This window comes from Actinomycetospora lutea, from assembly GCF_028737205.1.
GTDB lineage: Bacteria > Actinomycetota > Actinomycetes > Mycobacteriales > Pseudonocardiaceae > Actinomycetospora > Actinomycetospora lutea.
Genome location: NZ_JAQZAL010000033.1, coordinates 48,487 through 64,125 on the forward strand (window position 1 = coordinate 48,487; position 15,639 = coordinate 64,125).

Consider the following 15,639-nt stretch of genomic DNA (forward strand, 5'->3'; position numbering starts at 1 on the left):
CGCGACCGAGTGCCGCCGACCGGGTAGAAGTACCGACGCCCGGCGTCCGCGAATCTGTGACCGTCGGCGGCATGAACGGGAACATCCCCGGGCCCCCGGACCGTCTCAGCGACATGGAGCGACAGAGGTTCCGGCACCCGGCGCCGCCGCGGGTCGAGGCGCCGGCCGGGCTGGTCGACGTGGGCGAGCTCGGCGAGCCGTGGGCGACCGCCGCCTGGCAGCACGCCGTCGCGATCGCCGCGGGGTGGCGGGGCGAGGCCCCGGCGTGGACCTTGTGGGGTTATCCGCCGCCCATCCCGTACCACGCGATCCCGGCGCCCCGGGTGCCCACGCCGCATCCGGCCCCGTGGCCCGAGCCGGTCCCGCGCTGGAAGCCGACCCGGCCCATCGGGATCGCTCCCGCCTGAGGCGGAGCGCCGGAACTCGATTGCCGGTCTGCAGCGCGACGGCCACGGTCCGGCACGTCGGGGTCGCGCGGGATGCGGGCGGGGCTCGCCGCGGCGGCGGGCGGCGGGCGGGACGGCTGGAGCGTCGCCGGCGTCGTGCAGCACGTCCACCGCCAGGTGATCCTCCACGGCGCGGAGATCGCGCTCCTGCGGGACCTCCACGCGCTGCGCGCACGTGAGCGGAACGGCTCGCCATGACGACCCGGACCGCTCACGTGCGGAGCGTCAGAAGTAGGTCTTGCGACCACCGACCCCACGGCCGGCGGCCCCCAGCAGGGTGAGCACGAGTCCGACGACCAGCAGGATCGCGCCGATCGTGTAGAGGATGGAGATCCCGAGGATGTACCCCAGGATGATGAGGATGACGCCGAGGACGATCACCGATGGCCTCCTTGGTGGTGCGGGGCCGAATGCCCGGCACCCGGCCGACACCTGTCGCGCAGCCGCCGGGTACTCGACGGCCGCGCGGCCGAGCAGACCGCATGGCGGCGCGCGTGGGGGGAGCAATCCGGGAACTAATTTCCCGCTCTGTCGCCGATCTCCAGGCGGACATGGGTCCCCGCGGCGCCGGTCCAGAGGTGCAGCACGTCGGTGAGCTGGCGCGCGAGCCAGACGCCCCGCCCGCGCACCGACCGCGTCTCGGGGCAGCGCAGCCCGGGTGTCGTGGTGGTCATCAGCCCGGGATCGCTGATCTGGGCGACGAGCCGGCCGGGCCGGGTCCACCAGGACAGCGTGCCGTGGCCCGGCCCGTGCTCGATGCTGTTGCTGGTCAGCTCGCCGACCGCGAGGACGAGGCCGTCGATCTGCTCGTCGTCGAGGCCGGCCTCCTCGCCGCGCCGGTGGGTCTCGCGGCGGACCCCGCGCAGCGCGCCGGCACCCGCGAACGTCGTCACGTGGTCCGGCGGGCCGAGCTCGGGCGCGGGCGGGGCCGGCACGGCCGTCAGCACCCGCTCGGGGGTGCGGTACCGGGGGTTCGGGCTCGCCGTCGCGCCGACGTAGAGCTCGGGGTGGTTCCAGTAGAGGAAGCGCTCGCTGTCCTCGACAGCGCGCGAGGCGTCGCACAGGCACAGCAGGGTCACCGGGAGGCCGCGCAGCGCCAGGTTCGAGCTCGCGTCCAGCACGCTCCAGGCGTCGGGGGCGCCGGCGGCAGAGCTGTCGCTGAGGACGAGTGCGGCGCGCCCGCCCGCGGTCAGCTCCCGCAGAGTCGTGGCGCGGCGCGCGGCGGTCGTCTGCCCGCTGTAGGTGTAGGGCTGCGCCGGCTCCCCGAAGACGATCCCCGCGGCCCCGACCCCGAGGTGGCGCAGCACGGCGGTGCGGACGACGTCGTCGACGACGGCGAGCACGAGGTCGCCGCGGGTCAGCGCCTCCTCGAGCACCGGCGCGAGCGTCGCGACGAGGCCGTCGACGTCGCGGTACTCGATCGCGAGGTGGCGAAAGGGGTCCGCCTCGCCGTCGGTCGGCGGGGCGGGACGGTCGGGGGCCGCGGTCACGTCGCCGGGCCCTCGGGGTCGTCCCGGTCGAGCACCTCGAGGCGGGTGGTGAGCCCGAGGATGTCGAACATCCGCCGGGTCTGGCCGTGCCCGAGGCGGACCGCGAGGCGGCGGTTCGCGGCGGTGGCGCCGTGCTGGGCGAGCAGCACCAGGCGCACGCCGCACGACCCGACGTACTCGAGCCCGGTGAGGTCGAGGACGAGCACCGGCGGGGCGTCGGCCTCCGCCGCGGCGACCTGGTCCTGGGCCACGCCGAGGGTGTCGTTGTCGAGCTCCCCGCGCAGCGCCAGCACCACCTGGCCCTCGTGCGACATGCGGTCCACCTCCAGGACGGCGCGTGGCTCGGTCATGGCTGCGCCCGGACCACGAGCACCGCGACGTCGTCGCGCAGCCGGCCGCGTTGGAAATCCGACACCGCGGCGAGCACGCCGTCGGCGAGCCCGTCGGCCGACCGGCCGGCGAGGCCCGCGACGACGGCCGCGAGCCGTTCGGGGCCGAAGAAGCCCGCCGGCCCGCGGGCCTCGGTGACGCCGTCGGTGTAGAGCACCAGCGTGTCCCCGGGATCGAGCCGGATGTCGATCTCCGGGAGGTCGACGTCGGCGAACACCCCGACGAGCGTGCCCGGGAGGTCGATCCACTCCACCCGGTCACCGGGCGGTGTTCCGCCTCCGGCGCGGCCGCTCCGCGGCGCTCCGGGCCGCAGCACCAGGCCCGGCGGGTGCCCGCCGTTGACGAGCGTGACGGAGACGCCGTCGGGGTCCGGGGTCATGACCGCGTGGGCCATGGTCGCGAAGCGCGCCCGCGCCTCGCCGTGGTGGCGCAGCATGGCGGCGTTCACGCGCCGCAGCACCTCCGCGGGGCGCAGCCCGTGGCGGACCTCGGCGTGCACGGTGTGGCGGATCAGCGAGGTCAGGGCGGCCGCCTGCGGACCCTTGCCGCAGACGTCGGCGACGGTCAGCGCCCAGCGTCCGCGCTCCTCGTCGGGGTGGACGTCGTAGAGGTCGCCGCCGACGTAGACGTCGGTGAGGTCGGGGTCGGGCGGCAGGTAGCGCCCGGCGCACTCGACCCCGGGGACGTCGGGCAGCTCGCTCGGCAGCAGGGCGGTCTGCAGCGTGCGCGCGACCAGGCGCTGCTGCTCGTAGAGCGCGGCGTTGTCGAGGGCGAGCGCGGCCGTCGCGGCGAGCTGGCCCACGAAGGTCAGGTCCTCCTCGCCGAACCGTCGTCCCGACTCGGCGTGCACCAGCGTCAGCGCCCCGAGGCTGCGGCCGCGGACCAGCAGCGGGACGACGATCGCCGAGCGCATGCCGAGCGCGCGGATCAGCTCGAGGTGGGTCGCGTCGACGGCCGAGGCCGCGAGCAGCTCGTCGGGGACCTCCGGCAGGACGACGGGGATGCCGGTACGGGCCACCTCGACCGCGCCGCCGCGCGCCTCGGGGTCACGGGGGTAGCGCCGCTCCAGCCGGTCGACGAACTCGATCTTCTCGGGGTCCAGGTGCGCGACGGCGACCTGCTCGACACGCGCGCCGCGCACGAGGTGCACGGCCGACCAGTCGGCGATGCCCGTGACGGCGAGGTCCGCGAGCTGGCGCAGGCGCTCCTCCACCGACAGCGGGGCCTCCATGAGCCGGCTCGCCTGCGCCAGGAACGCCATGCGGTCGCGCTCGCGCTCGGCCGTGGCGCGCGCGTCGCGCTCGGCGGCGTAGAGCCGGGCGCGGTCGAGCGCCTGCGCGCACAGGGAGGCGACGGTGGCCAGGAACTCGCGCTCGGCGGGGTCGAAGGCGCGGGGCCGGAAGAAGCTGAACACCACGGCGCCGAGGTCGCGCTCCTCGACGCGCAGGGGCAGGCAGGCGCAGGCCTCGTGGCCGTGGGACACCCCGAGGTGCGCCATCTCCGGGTAGCGCGTGCGCCACTGCTCGGCGTCCTCGAGCCAGACCGGCTCGCCGGTGAGCACCGCGTCGGACATCGGGCGGCCGCGGTGCAGCGGGATGCGGGCGAACGGCGCGACGTCGCCGGGCCAGCCGTGCGTGTGCAGCGACTCCACGACGTCCGCCCCGTCGCGGCGTCCGTAGGCCGCGCACGCGTCGGCGCCGATGAGGGCGGCCGCGGTGGTCGCGGTCAGCCGCCCGATGTCGGAGGGGGTGAGCGCGCGGGAGAGCTGCTCGGTGAGCTGTTGGAGCCCGGCCGCCCGCGCTGTCGTGGCGTCCAACACCGACGCGGCTACCGTCAGTAGCTCCGGCGTGTCGGCTGTCACCCGGCGGACTCTAACCTCCGGACCGCCGCCCGGACAGGGAGCGACACCGGTGACACAAGGTGATCAACCGGGTGGCGCGAGAATTCCCCGGGATCGGTGTCGATCCGGGGTGGGGCGGCTCGACCTGTGGGTGCCAGGGTCCGCCCAGGGACCCGGCACGACCCAGGGAGACAGCCGTGAAGTACATGCTGATCATGCGGGCCACCGACGAGGCGTACGCGGCGATGGCGGACGTGAGCATGGACGAGATGATCGAGAAGATGGGCCGGTTCCAGGAGGAGATGCTCCGGGCCGGGGTGCTGCTCGCCGCCGAGGGACTCGAGGACCCCGCCGAGTCCGTCGTCGTCGACCACGGCTCCGAGCCGCCGATCGTCACCGACGGGCCCTACGGCGAGACCAAGGAGCTCTTCGGCGGCTTCTACCTGCTCAACGTCTCCTCGCGGGAGGAGGCCGTCGAGTGGGCCAAGCGCGCGCCGGGCACCGGTCCGGGCTTCCGCACCGAGATCCGCCGCGTCTCGTCGATCGACGAGTTCCCGCAGGACAACCCGTGGATCCAGAAGGAGCGCGCGTGGCGCGAGGCGACGGGCCAGCTCTGAGCGCCGGGGCCGAGCGTGCCGCCCGTGACGCCGCTGCCGCGGTGTGGCGCATCGAGTCGCCGCGCATCGTCGGCGCGCTCGCCCGCTACACCGGCGACTTCGCGCTCGCCGAGGACCTCGCCCAGGAGGCGCTGGCGGAGGCCCTCGTGAGCTGGCCCCGCGACGGCGTCCCGCGCGAGCCCGCGGGGTGGTTGCTCACGGTCGGGCGGCGGCGCGCCATCGACGCGTTCCGCCGCCGGGCCGGCCGCGACGAGCGCTACGCCGCCCTCGCTCATCAGCTGGACGAGGGCGGCGCCGCGACCGGCGCCGAGCCCGGGCCGGTCGTCGACGACCTGCTGTTCGACCCCGACCGGATCGACGACGACGTCCTCGCGCTGATCTTCGTCTCGTGCCACCCCGTGCTCTCGCGCGAGGCCCGGGTGGCGCTGACGCTGCGGGTCGTCGGCGGTCTGACCAGCGACGAGATCGCCCGGGCGTTCCTCGTCCCGACGGCGACCGTGCAGGCCCGGATCACCCGGGCCAAGAAGACGCTCGGCGCCGCCGGCGTGCCGTTCGGGGTGCCGCCGGCCGCGGAGCGCAGCGAGCGGCTCGGGTCGGTGCTCAACGTGATCTACCTGATCTTCACCGAGGGCTCCTCGGCGAGCTCCGGCGACGACGTCATCCGCTCCGACCTCGCCGCCGAGGCGCAGCGGCTCGCGCGGGTCCTGGCGCGTCTGGTGCCCGACCACGCCGACGTGCACGGCCTGCTCGCGCTGCTCGAGCTGACCGCGGCGCGCTTCCCGGCGCGCACCGGGCCGGACGGGGAGCCGGTGCTGCTGGAGGACCAGGACCGCCGGCGCTGGGACGTCGCCGCGATCGGCCGCGGCCGGGCCGCGCTCGCCCGCGCCCAGGGGCTCGGCCGGGGCCTCGGTGCCTACGGGTTGCAGGCCGCGATCGCCGCGTGCCACGCGGACGCCCCGTCGGTGCGGGCCACCGACTGGGAGCGGATCGTGCTGCTCTACGAGGCACTGGGCCGGCTCGCGCCCTCCCCGGTGGTCGACCTCAACCGGGCGGTGGCGGTGTCCATGGCGCAGGGTCCGGCGGCGGCGCTCGCGATCGTCGACGGGCTGGAGGGCTCCGACGTCCTCGCGGGCTCGCACCTGCTGCCCAGCGTGCGCGGCGAGCTGCTCACCCGGCTCGGACGCCCCGCCGAGGCGCGGCAGGCCCTGGAGCTCGCCGTCGCGCGCTGCGGCAACGAGCGGGAACGGGGCCTGCTCCGGCGCAAGATCGCCGGCCTCGCCGGGGCGTGAGCCTAGACCTCCTCGACGGAGCTCTCCACGGGCCGCCGCGACGGGCGCACCGGCTCGCGAGTGGCGAAGAGCATGAGCAGCGCGCCGATCGCGGTCAGCACGCTCATCAGCACGAACCCGCTGGTGAACGTGCCGGTGGACTGCACGATGAAGCCCATCGCGGCCGGCGCGACGATGCCGGCGAGGGCGAACGCGGCGTCCGCGAAGCCTGCGGCGCTGCCCGGCTGGCCGGGCTCGGCGTCGATCGAGGCGACCCACCAGATGCCACCGGTGACGAACCCGCAGCCCACGCCCAGCGAGATGAAGATCAGTGCGACGGTGAGCGTGGGGTCGAGGAACACCGGGACGAGCGACGCGCCGGAGAGCAGCAGCGCGCAGCCCATGATCGTGAAACGGCTGCGGATGCTCTGCGTGCGCCGGTAGACGCGGTCGACCAGGACCCCGCCGACGAGCGCCCCGACCACGCCGGCCGCCCAGGGCGCCACCGAGAACGCGCCGACCGCCTTGATGCTCAGGCCGTAGTTCGTGGACAGGAACTGGGGCAGCCAGTACATGAACCCCCAGAACATGAAGCCCCAGGCGAAGTAGCCGACCGCGACGATCCAGAGGTTGCGGTTGGTCAGCAGCGAGCGCCAGTCGACGCCGCCGGAGCGGTTCTCGGACTCCTCGACGTCCTGTCCTGCGGCGATGTGCGCCCGCTCGGCCTCGTTGACCCGCGGCGACTCGTTGGGCGTGTTGCGCAGCAGCCCGATCGCGACGACGGCCCAGACGATGCCGAGCACGGCCATGACCCAGAACGTGCCGCGCCAGCCGACGGCGCCGATGAGGTTCGTGAGCACCGGGCCCGCGATGAGCAGGCTGCCCGAGACCGCGACGCCGCCGATGAGCGCGAGGGCGAACCCCCGCTCGGCGCGCGGCAGCCAGCGGCTCACGGTGCGCGTCGCCGCGGGGAAGGCCGGGGCCTCGCCCGCGCCGAGGACGATGCGGATCAGCAGGAGGCCGATGAAGCCGCCGGCGAGGGGGATGAGCGCCGTCGCGAGCGAGAAGATCGTGATCGCGACGAGGAGGACCTTGCGCGGGCCGAAACGGTCGACGAGCGGGCCCGACAGGAACGCGAAGACCATGTAGCCGATGGCGAACGCGCTCGAGATGATCCCGTACTGCGCGGTCGAGATCCCGAATTCACGCTGGAGCGGCTCCACCGCGTACGAGACCGCCGAGCGGTCGATGTAATTGATGATGATGAGGGCGACGATCAGCGCGATGGTCGCCCAGCGGAACCGTGTCTGCATCGGTGGTGTTCCGTTCGGAGAAACAGGGCTTCGTGCCTCTTGGTTTCGAGCTTGTCCGGGTCGAGCAGTGCAGGTCAAGAGCTTGTGAGCTCGGGGTGCGGACGATTTCGACATTGTTCCGGCGAGGGGAACAATCGTCAGAGTCGGGCGCCGAGATCGTCCATGAGATCGGTGACGGGACGCCCGCCCTGCAGTTCCCGCACGGCGTCGACGACGCCCGGCACGTCGTCGGCGGGGATCGACCGGACCGCGTTCGTGCGGAATTTCTCGGCCACCTCGTCGGGCGAGAGCGGGCGTTCCGGGCCGCCGCGGTTCTCGCGGATCCGCTCGGTCACCGAGTCCCCGTTCTCGAGACGCACGGTCAGGACCGCCGGGAACTGTCGGGGGAAGATCGCGGTCGACTCCTCGTCCGGCACGCAGCGGACGCGCTCGGCGAGGGCCAGGCGGCCCGGGTCGGCGGCGGCCGCGTCGGTGAAGTCGTCGTGCGAGAGACCCAGACCGCCGCCCCCCAGCAGGGCCGCTGCGACGGTGTAGGGCCCGCTGAACGCCGCGTGGTAGCCCGAGCGCGGCCGGGCCTTCTCCTCGGGCGGCTCGGCGATCGTGCGCAGGACCGGGGCCGGCGCGCCGAGCGTCAGCTCGGTGATGCGGTCGGGCGCCACGCCCGCGTCGCGCATCCGCAGGGCCGCGTCGACGCCGGCGTGCGTGAAGTGGTTGCACGGGTAGGGCTTGGTGAAGACGCGCAGCGTCTCCCAGCGCTCGCCGAGCGCGTCGGTCACGTGGCCGACGTCGAAGCGCTCGCCGCAGAACGCGCGCAGGAAGCCGAAGCGGCCCTCGAGGACGGTCGGCGGGCCGGTCAGCCCGTGCCGCGCGAGGTCGGCGGCGGCCACCCCGGCGTGCGCCGCCCAGCCGCAGTGCACCCGCTTGACGGTGCCCCCGGTGCGGTTGGCCTCGATGACGCCCGCGCCGGTGCTGGCGGCGATCCCGATCGCCGAGGTCAGGCCCTCGGCGTCCAGCCCCCGCAGCATCCCGGCGGCGACCGCGGCGCCGACCGCCCCGCAGATCGCGGTGGCGTGCTGGCCGTGCTCGAAGAACACGGAGTTGCCGAGCTCCTCGTCGTAGCCGGCCATGCCCAGCCGGCACGTCAGCTCGACGCCGACCGCGGCCGCGTCCAGGTACGCGGTGCCCGAGGCGCCGGCGGCCTCGGCCGCGGCGAGCGCGGCGGGCAGCACGACCGCCGACGGGTGGAGCACCGAGGGCAGGTGGGTGTCGTCGAAGTCGAGGCTGTGGGCCAGCGTGCCGTTGACCAGCGCCGACGACGGCGTCGGCAGCCGGCGCCCGTCCGCGAGCGAGGTCGCCGCACCCGTCCCGCCCCACTCCGCGACGACGGCGGCGGCCACGCGGGCGGGCTCGGCGTCGCGGGCGGCCAGGGAGTTGCCGAGGACGTCGGCGGTGCGCGCGACGAGGTCGGCACGCAGCTCGGCGGGCAGGCCCTCGACGGCGGCGCGGGCGGCGAAGGCGGCGAACTCCTGGGCCGGGGTGCTCGCCGGGGTCATGCGCCGACCACCGCGACCGGGCGGACCGGCGAGCCCGTGCCGCCGACGATCCGCAGGGGCGTGAGGACGAAGAGGAACTCGGTGAGGCCCTGCGCGGCGGCCTCCTCGAGCGCCATGTGCTCGATGATGTGGATGCCGTGCTCGACGAGCAGGATCCGGTGCACCGGGAGCACGCGGTGGCCGTCGCCGGGCGGGATCCGCTCGAAGGCGGTGGTGTCGGCGCCCGCGGCGACCACGCGGCGCTCGGCGAGCCAGCGGGCGCCGTCCTCGGTGACGCCGGGGACGCCGGTGTCGTGGCCGAGGTAGGAGTCGGCGTCGTCGAAGCGCCGGGCCCAGCCGGTGCGGACCAGTGCGGCGTCGCCCGGGCCCGGCTCGGCGCCGGCCCGCGCGGCGGCGGCCAGGTCGTCGGCGGTGACGCCCTCGCCCGGCTCAAGCGCGGTGACCCCGCGGACGGCCGGGATGTCGAGCAGGACGCCGCGCGTGATCATCGGCGGGATGCGCTCGGCACCGTGCTCGGTGTGCCGCCCCCCGCGCTGCGCCGCCTCCGCGTCGATCCCGCCGTGCAGCAGCCCGTCGTGGCTGACGTGGGACAGCGCGTCGACGTGGGTGCCCACGTGCCCGCCGGTCACGAGGATCTCGTTGGACGCCGACCCGCCGTCCGGGCGGACCGCGTCGCCGTGGCGGCGGATCAGCGTCATCCGGAAGCCCGGGTGGTTGGGCGAGGTCGGCATGCCGGTGAACAGCGGCTGCCCGAGCTCGACGGTGCGGGTGCCGGCGGCGACGGCGTCGATCAGCGCGCGCGTGCTCGTGGCGGTCGTCATCGGTCCTCCTGGACTCCGGTGGGGTGGGCCTGCTCGAGCACGCGGTGGGCGCCCGCGACGACGGCGGGGTCCACGAAGCGCCCCTGCTCGTCGACCCAGGCGCTCTCGCCGCGCCCGGCGGCGTCGGTGAGCGAGTCGAGCAGTGCGCGGGCGGCGTCGAGGTCGTCGTCGGTCGGCGTGAAGGCCCGGTGCACGGGCTCGACCTGGCGGGGGTGGATCACCGAGCGCCCGAAGAAGCCCTGGTCGCGGGCCTCGCGGCTGTCGCGCTCGAGGCCCTCCGCGTCGGCGAGGTCGGTCCACACGCTGGTGACGGGCGCGGCGAGCCCGGCCGCCCGCGCGGCGACGACGACGCGCTGGCGGGCCCACGCGAGCGCGTCGGGGCGGCGCACGCCGAGGTCGGCGGCGAGGTCGGCCTCGCCGAGCGAGACCGCGACCACCCGGGGGTGCGCGCGGGCGAGGGCGAAGGCCTGCTCGACGCCCAGCGCGGACTCGAGCAGCAGGTGCAGCGGCCGGTCGAGCCGGTCGGCGAGCACCGCGACGGTGTCGGGGTCGCCGGCCTTGGGCAGGCGCACCCCGTCGAGCGCGGTGCCGGCGAGCGCGGCGACGTCGTCGGCCAGCCACGGGGTGCCGACGGCGTTGACCCGCACCCAGAGCTGCTGGTCCCGCGTCCTGTCCGCGGCTGCGACGACGGCGTCCCGCGCGGCGTCCTTGGCGTCGGCGGGCACGGCGTCCTCGAGGTCGAGCACCACCGCGTCCGCGGGCCCGGCGAGCGCCTTGTCGAGCAGCTCGGGACGGTGCGCGGGGACGTAGAGCCAGCTGCGCGCCCGCCCCGGGCCGGGGCCCGTCACACCGCTCCCGCGGCCCGCAGCTCCGCGAGGCGCGCGTCGTCGACGCCGTGGCGGGCGAGCACCTCGGCGGTGTGCTCGCCGAGGCGCGGACCGGTGGTGCGGACGCGGCCCGGGGTCTCGGAGAGCCGGAAGGGGACGTTCTGGAAGCGGACGGGGCCGAGCTCGTCGTCGTCGACCGACACGATGCTGCCGAGCGCGGCGTACTGCGGGTCGGCGAGCACGTCGGCCGCGGTGTAGATCGGGGCGACGGCGGCCTCGGCCTTCTCGAAGGCGGCGACGACCTCCTCGCGGTCGCGCTGCGCGATCCACGACCCGACGGCCTCGTCGAGCACGTCGGCGTGGCGGGCCCGGTCGGCGCCGGTCGCGAACCACGGCTCGTCGATCAGCTCCGGGCGTCCCACCAGCCGCATCACGCGCTCGGCGATCGACTGCGCGCTCGTCGACACGGCGACCCAGCGGCCGTCGGCGCACTCGTAGGTGTTGCGCGGCGCGTTGTTGGAGGAGCGGTTGCCGTGGCGCGGCTGGAGCTCGCCGAGCTGGTCGTAGGCGATGACCTGCGGGCCGAGCACCGTGAGCAGCGGCTCGATGATCGCCATGTCGAGCACCTGGCCGCGGCCGGTCTGCTCGCGGGCGCGCAGCGCGGTCATGATCCCGAATGCGGTGGTCAGCGCGGCGACGCCGTCCGCCAGGCCGAACGGCGGCAGGGTCGGGGGGCCGTCGGGCTCGCCGGTGATCGCGGCGAAGCCGCTCATGGCCTCGGCGAGCGTCCCGAAGCCGGGCCGTGACGCGTACGGGCCGAACTGGCCGAAGCCCGTGACGCGCGCGAGCACGAGCCCGGGGTTCTGCGCCGACAGCACGTCCCACCCGATGCCCCAGCGCTCGAGGGTGCCGGGCCGGAAGTTCTCGATGACGACGTCCGCCTCGGCGGCCAGCGTCCGGAAGACCTCCTGGCCCTCGGGCGAGGACAGGTTCAGCGTGATCGCCTGCTTGTTGCGGCCGAGCATCTTCCACCACAGGCCGACGCCGTCGCGCTGGGCGCCGTGGGTGCGCGACGGGTCGCCGCGCGGGTGCTCGATCTTGATCACCTCGGCGCCGTGGTCACCCAGCATCGTCGCCGCGAGCGGGCCGGCGAAGAGCGTGGCGACGTCGAGGACCTTGAGGCCGGCGAGGGCGTCGGGGCTGTCCGTCATCGGCTGGCGCTCCTTCCCGCCGCGACGGCGGTGGCGGCGGCTCGGTCGGGGTCGCCGCCGAGGCGGCGCGAGATCTGGGCGGCGACGGCCGCGACGCGCGGGCCGAGGCCGGCGACGAGCTCGTCGGTCATGCGGTAGCGCGGGCCGCACACGGAGATGGCGCCGAGCACGTCGCCCGAGACGCCGAACACCGGCGCGGCGACCGAGCCGGCGTCGGCCTGGCGCTCGCCGGCCGACACCGCCCAGCCGCGCTCGACGATCTCGTCGAGCTCACCGCGCAGGGCCACCGCGTCGACGGGCGTGTGCGGGGTCAGCGCCTCGAGTGGCTCGCCGAGGGCCTCCTCGCGCTGCTCGGGGTCGAGGTGGGCGAGCATGCACTTGCCCGAGCTGCCCGCGTGCAGCGGGAACCGGCGGCCCAGCTCCACGGTCATCTTGATCTCGTGGAGGCCGACCACCTGGTCGAGGTAGACGCGACCGTGCGGGACCGGCGTCGAGAGCGTCGCGGTCTCGCGGGTCTCGTCGCGCAGGCCCCGCAGCAGCGGCAGGGCGGCCGAGCGCAGGTCGGAGTCGCGCAGCGCCCGTGCCCCGAGCGCCGCGGCGGCGCCGCCGAGCCGGTACTCCCGGCTCGCCGGGTCGAGCGCGACCATGTCGCGCGCCGCCAGCGACTGCAGGATGCGGTGCACCACGGCCTTCGACAGGCCGAGATCGCGCGCGATGCGCGAGACCCCGAGCGTCGAGGGCCCCTCGACGAACAGCAGCAGCACGTCCGCCACCCGTGAGGTGGACTCCGTGCCCCCCGTCGTGTCCGCCATGGACCGACCTCCCGTCTCGCTCGACGGAACACACCATCACTGGGTTCCGGCTCCCGTGTCAACCGACGGCGCACTTCTCTTGCAACGACGCCGCTGAGCTGCTGTCATGCGATGAGGGGCGCCGGATCAAATGTTTCTCTCAACGGAACGAGGTGGACGTCGTGGTCGACACCGACCTCGTGGTGGTCGGCGCGGGCGGTGGGCTGGCCGGGGCGCTGCGCGCCGCCGAGCACGGCCTGGACGTGGTCGTGGTCGAGGCCGACGAGCACTTCCGGCGGGGCAACAACACCGCCATGTCCACGGCGATGGTCCCCGGCGCGGGCAGCCGCTGGCAGCGCGCCGCGGGCATCGAGGACTCGCCGGAGCGATTCCTCGCCGACGTCGAGGCGAAGACCGCCGGCACCGCCGACCGTCGCGTCGCCCGCGCGCTGACGACCGTGAGCGCGGGCCTCGTCGCATGGCTCGCGGACGGGGTCGGGCTGCCGATCGAGCTGCCGGTCGACATGGACTATCCCGGGCACTCGGCCCGCCGCGTGCACACGGTGCCCGGCCGGCACGGCTCGTCGCTGCTCCGCGGGCTCGCGGACGCGGTGACGGCGTCGGACCGGGTCGACCTGTTGTGTCCGGCCCGGGCGGTCGACGTCCAGCTCGGTGACGGGGTGGCCGTGACCGTCGAGGACCCGGCCGGCGGGCGGGAGAGCATCCGCGCCCGGGCCGTGCTGCTCGCCACCAACGGCTTCGGCGCCGACGCCGACCTCGTCGCCGAGCACCTCCCGGAGATCGCCGGCGCGACCTACCACGGCAGCGAGTACGCCCGCGGCGACGCGCTGCGGCTGGGCACCGCGCTGGGCGCCGCCACCGGGTGCCTCGACGCCTACCAGGGCCACGCCGCGCTCTCCGCCGCCGCGCGGACGCTCGTCACCTGGACGACCGTCATGCACGGCGCGGTCGTCGTCGACGCCGAGGGCCGGCGCTTCGCCGACGAGACCGCCGGCTACTCGGAGTTCGCCGCCTGGCTCGCGGCGCGTCCCGGCGCGCGGGGCTGGGTCGTGCTCGACCAGCGGATCGACGCGCTGGCCCGGGCGTTCGGCGACTACCGCGACGTCGCCGACTCGGGGGCGCTGCGATGGGCTCCCGACACGTCCGACCTCGCGGCGCGGATGGGCGTCCCGGCCGGTGTGCTGGCCGACGAGCTCGCCGACGCCGCGGCGGTCGCCCGCGGCGAGCAGGGCGCCGACCGGGTCGGCCGCACGGCGGTCGAGGCGCCGCTCGAGGGGCCCCTGGCCGCGGTCGAGATCGTCCCGGCGCTGTTCCACACCCAGGGCGGCCTGCGGGTCGACGAGCACGCCCGCGTGCTCGACGCCGCCGATCGGCCCCTCGCCGGGCTCTACGCCTCCGGCGGCGCGGCGGTCGGCATGTCCGGCCACGGCGCCGCGGGCTACCTGGCCGGCAACGGCCTGCTCCCCGCCCTCGGGCTCGCCCACCTGGCCGCCGACCACCTGGCGGCCACCCGACTCCTGGAGGTCTCCCCGTGAGCCACGATCTGGTCATCCGCGACGTGCGCGTCGTCCGTCCCGGCGTCGAGGAGGTCGAGCACGTCGACATCGCCGTCGACGGTGGGCGCATCACCGCCGTCGGGCCGGACCTCGGCGCGGACGCCGCGCGGGTCGAGGAGGGCCGCGGTCGCCTCGCCTTCCCCGGCGTCGTCGACGCCCACCAGCACTGGGGCATCTACAACCCGCTCGCGCAGGACGCCGAGACCGAGAGCCGCGCCTGCGCGCAGGGCGGCGTGACGACCTCGCTGACCTACATGCGCTCGGGGCAGTACTACCTGAACAAGGGCGGGGACTACGCCGACCTGTTCCCCGAGGTGCTCGCCGCCGCCGAGGGCCGCTCGTACGTCGACTACGCGTTCCACCTCGCCCCGATGCAGGCCTCGCACATCGACGAGATCCCGATGCTGGTCGACGAGCACGGCGTCACATCGTTCAAGATCTTCATGTTCTACGGCAGCCACGGCCTGCACGGGCGCTCGAACGACCAGAACGCGTTCCTCATGATCCCCGAGGGCGAGCGCTACGACATCGCGCACTTCGAGTTCGTCATGCGCGGCATCCAGCGCGTGCGCGAGCAGCGCCCCGACATCGCCGACCGGATCTCGCTCTCGCTGCACTGCGAGACTGCGGAGATCATGACGGCGTACACGCGTCTCGTGGAGCAGGAAGGTCGGCTGACGGGGCTCGAGGCCTACAGCGCCTCGCGCCCGCCGCACTCCGAGGGGCTCGCGGTCACGATCGCCTCGTACCTCGCGCACGAGACCGGGCTGCCGACGATCAATCTGCTGCACCTCTCGTCGGCGAAGGCCCTCGAGGCGGCGCTGCTAATGGCCGGCACGTTCCCGCACGTCGACTTCCGCCGCGAGGTGACGATCGGCCACCTGCTCGCCGACACCACCACGGCCGACGGGGTCGGCGGCAAGGTCAACCCGCCGCTGCGCCCGCGCGAGGACGTCGAGGCGCTGTGGCGCCACGTGCTCGCCGGCGACGTCTCGTGGGTCGTCTCCGACCACGCGTGCTGCAAGGAGGCGACCAAGTTCGGCGACGACCCGGCGGACATCTTCGCCGCGAAGTCCGGCTTCGGCGGCACCGAGTACCTGCTTCCGGGGCTGGTCGGTGAGGGGCTCAAGCGCGGGCTGCCGCTGCCGGCCGTGGCCGCGCTGACCTCGTGGAACCCGGCGCAGCGCTTCGGCCTGGGCTCCAAGGGCGACCTCGCGCCGGGCTACGACGCCGACGTCGTGCTCGTCGACCCCGACCGCTCGTGGACCGTCGACCCCGCCCGGTCGGAGTCGACCCAGGAGTACACGCCGTTCCGGGGGCTGGAGATCGGCGCGACCGTGGACGCGACCTTCGTGCGCGGACAGCGCGTGTGGGCCGACGGCGAGGTCGAGGGCTCTCCGGTCGGGCGCTACCAGCACCGCCCGACGAGGGTCTGAGCGCTCGGTAGCGTGGCGCAGCGTTGAATTTCGGGGATCTTGCGGTGAGGTGGGTGGGT

General features: G+C 75.1%; 16 protein-coding genes. 6 read left to right on the forward strand and 10 right to left on the reverse strand.

Features of this window, described 5'->3' with window-relative positions:
* Positions 1–113 precede the first annotated feature (113 nt).
* Both PHK61_RS26890 and PHK61_RS26895 read left to right on the forward strand, forming a co-directional pair.
* Positions 114–407 carry a hypothetical protein gene (locus tag PHK61_RS26890; protein ID WP_274284102.1) on the forward strand — a complete coding sequence of 98 codons (294 nt, stop codon included), beginning with the start codon at positions 114–116 and terminating at the stop codon, positions 405–407.
* Positions 408–479: 72 nt separating this feature from the next.
* A complete protein-coding gene (locus PHK61_RS26895) occupies positions 480–644 on the forward strand; it encodes a hypothetical protein (protein WP_274284103.1) in 165 nt (54 codons plus the stop codon).
* Positions 645–671: 27 nt separating this feature from the next.
* Here the strand turns inward: PHK61_RS26895 and PHK61_RS26900 are convergent, their stop codons facing one another.
* From PHK61_RS26900 to PHK61_RS26915, 4 genes are all read right to left on the reverse strand, one after another.
* On the reverse strand, positions 672–827 hold the full coding sequence (locus tag PHK61_RS26900; protein ID WP_274284104.1) for a DUF6131 family protein: 156 nt from the start codon (positions 825–827) through the stop codon (positions 672–674).
* Positions 828–961: 134 nt separating this feature from the next.
* Positions 962–1,936 carry an ATP-binding protein gene (locus tag PHK61_RS26905; RefSeq protein ID WP_274284105.1) on the reverse strand — a complete coding sequence of 325 codons (975 nt, stop codon included), beginning with the start codon at positions 1,934–1,936 and terminating at the stop codon, positions 962–964.
* Positions 1,933–2,286 (reverse strand): STAS domain-containing protein, encoded by a 354-nt coding sequence (locus PHK61_RS26910; protein ID WP_274284106.1) that lies wholly within the window; start codon positions 2,284–2,286, stop codon positions 1,933–1,935. The genes PHK61_RS26905 and PHK61_RS26910 overlap by 4 nt, the downstream gene beginning before the upstream one ends.
* On the reverse strand, positions 2,283–4,142 hold the full coding sequence (locus tag PHK61_RS26915; protein ID WP_274284107.1) for a SpoIIE family protein phosphatase: 1,860 nt from the start codon (positions 4,140–4,142) through the stop codon (positions 2,283–2,285). The genes PHK61_RS26910 and PHK61_RS26915 overlap by 4 nt, the downstream gene beginning before the upstream one ends.
* Positions 4,143–4,363: 221 nt before the next feature.
* On the opposite strand from PHK61_RS26915, the gene PHK61_RS26920 reads away from it, so the two are divergent.
* Positions 4,364–4,783, forward strand: coding sequence for a YciI family protein (locus tag PHK61_RS26920; protein ID WP_274284108.1), 420 nt, complete (start codon positions 4,364–4,366; stop codon positions 4,781–4,783).
* Positions 4,780–6,072 carry an RNA polymerase sigma factor gene (locus PHK61_RS26925; RefSeq protein WP_274284117.1) on the forward strand — a complete coding sequence of 431 codons (1,293 nt, stop codon included), beginning with the start codon at positions 4,780–4,782 and terminating at the stop codon, positions 6,070–6,072. The genes PHK61_RS26920 and PHK61_RS26925 overlap by 4 nt, the downstream gene beginning before the upstream one ends.
* Before the next feature lie 2 nt (positions 6,073–6,074).
* Here the strand turns inward: PHK61_RS26925 and PHK61_RS26930 are convergent, their stop codons facing one another.
* The 6 genes from PHK61_RS26930 to PHK61_RS26955 all read right to left on the reverse strand — a co-directional run bounded on the left by PHK61_RS26930 (position 6,075) and on the right by PHK61_RS26955 (position 12,588).
* Complete coding sequence (locus PHK61_RS26930) at positions 6,075–7,364, reverse strand: MFS transporter (protein WP_274284109.1); 1,290 nt, start codon at positions 7,362–7,364, stop codon at positions 6,075–6,077.
* A 137-nt stretch (positions 7,365–7,501) separates the two neighbouring features.
* Positions 7,502–8,917, reverse strand: a complete 1,416-nt coding sequence (locus PHK61_RS26935; protein WP_274284110.1) for an MmgE/PrpD family protein — start codon at positions 8,915–8,917, stop codon at positions 7,502–7,504.
* The gene (locus PHK61_RS26940) at positions 8,914–9,738 is read right to left on the reverse strand and encodes a cyclase family protein (protein WP_274284111.1); all 825 of its coding nucleotides are present in this window, start codon (positions 9,736–9,738) and stop codon (positions 8,914–8,916) included. Before PHK61_RS26940 ends, PHK61_RS26935 begins: the two co-directional genes overlap by 4 nt.
* Entirely contained in the window at positions 9,735–10,586 is an 852-nt protein-coding gene (locus PHK61_RS26945; protein WP_274284112.1) for an HpcH/HpaI aldolase/citrate lyase family protein, read from the reverse strand. Before PHK61_RS26945 ends, PHK61_RS26940 begins: the two co-directional genes overlap by 4 nt.
* The gene (locus tag PHK61_RS26950; protein WP_274284113.1) at positions 10,583–11,776 is read right to left on the reverse strand and encodes a CaiB/BaiF CoA transferase family protein; all 1,194 of its coding nucleotides are present in this window, start codon (positions 11,774–11,776) and stop codon (positions 10,583–10,585) included. Before PHK61_RS26950 ends, PHK61_RS26945 begins: the two co-directional genes overlap by 4 nt.
* Positions 11,773–12,588, reverse strand: a complete 816-nt coding sequence (locus PHK61_RS26955; RefSeq protein ID WP_274284114.1) for an IclR family transcriptional regulator — start codon at positions 12,586–12,588, stop codon at positions 11,773–11,775. Before PHK61_RS26955 ends, PHK61_RS26950 begins: the two co-directional genes overlap by 4 nt.
* Positions 12,589–12,749: 161 nt before the next feature.
* Between PHK61_RS26955 and PHK61_RS26960 the strand changes: the two genes are divergently transcribed.
* Together PHK61_RS26960 and PHK61_RS26965 are read left to right on the forward strand one after the other, a co-directional pair.
* Positions 12,750–14,123: an FAD-dependent oxidoreductase gene (locus PHK61_RS26960; RefSeq protein WP_274284115.1), complete on the forward strand. Its 1,374-nt coding sequence runs from the start codon at positions 12,750–12,752 to the stop codon at positions 14,121–14,123.
* A complete protein-coding gene (locus PHK61_RS26965) occupies positions 14,120–15,580 on the forward strand; it encodes a dihydroorotase (RefSeq protein WP_274284116.1) in 1,461 nt (486 codons plus the stop codon). The genes PHK61_RS26960 and PHK61_RS26965 overlap by 4 nt, the downstream gene beginning before the upstream one ends.
* The last annotated feature ends 59 nt before the right edge of the window (positions 15,581–15,639 follow it).

What these genes read in the sequence shown, in the direction of transcription:
- PHK61_RS26940 (WP_274284111.1), bottom strand. Translation starts at nt 9,738, where the DNA reads ATGACGACCGCCACGAGCACGCGCGCGCTGATCGACGCCGTCGCCGCC.
- PHK61_RS26950 (WP_274284113.1), bottom strand. Translation starts at nt 11,776, where the DNA reads ATGACGGACAGCCCCGACGCCCTCGCCGGCCTCAAGGTCCTCGACGTC.
- PHK61_RS26955 (WP_274284114.1), bottom strand. Translation starts at nt 12,588, where the DNA reads ATGGCGGACACGACGGGGGGCACGGAGTCCACCTCACGGGTGGCGGAC.
- PHK61_RS26935 (WP_274284110.1), bottom strand. Translation starts at nt 8,917, where the DNA reads ATGACCCCGGCGAGCACCCCGGCCCAGGAGTTCGCCGCCTTCGCCGCC.
- PHK61_RS26890 (WP_274284102.1), top strand. Translation starts at nt 114, where the DNA reads ATGGAGCGACAGAGGTTCCGGCACCCGGCGCCGCCGCGGGTCGAGGCG.
- PHK61_RS26910 (WP_274284106.1), bottom strand. Translation starts at nt 2,286, where the DNA reads ATGACCGAGCCACGCGCCGTCCTGGAGGTGGACCGCATGTCGCACGAG.
- PHK61_RS26895 (WP_274284103.1), top strand. Translation starts at nt 480, where the DNA reads ATGCGGGCGGGGCTCGCCGCGGCGGCGGGCGGCGGGCGGGACGGCTGG.
- PHK61_RS26930 (WP_274284109.1), bottom strand. Translation starts at nt 7,364, where the DNA reads ATGCAGACACGGTTCCGCTGGGCGACCATCGCGCTGATCGTCGCCCTC.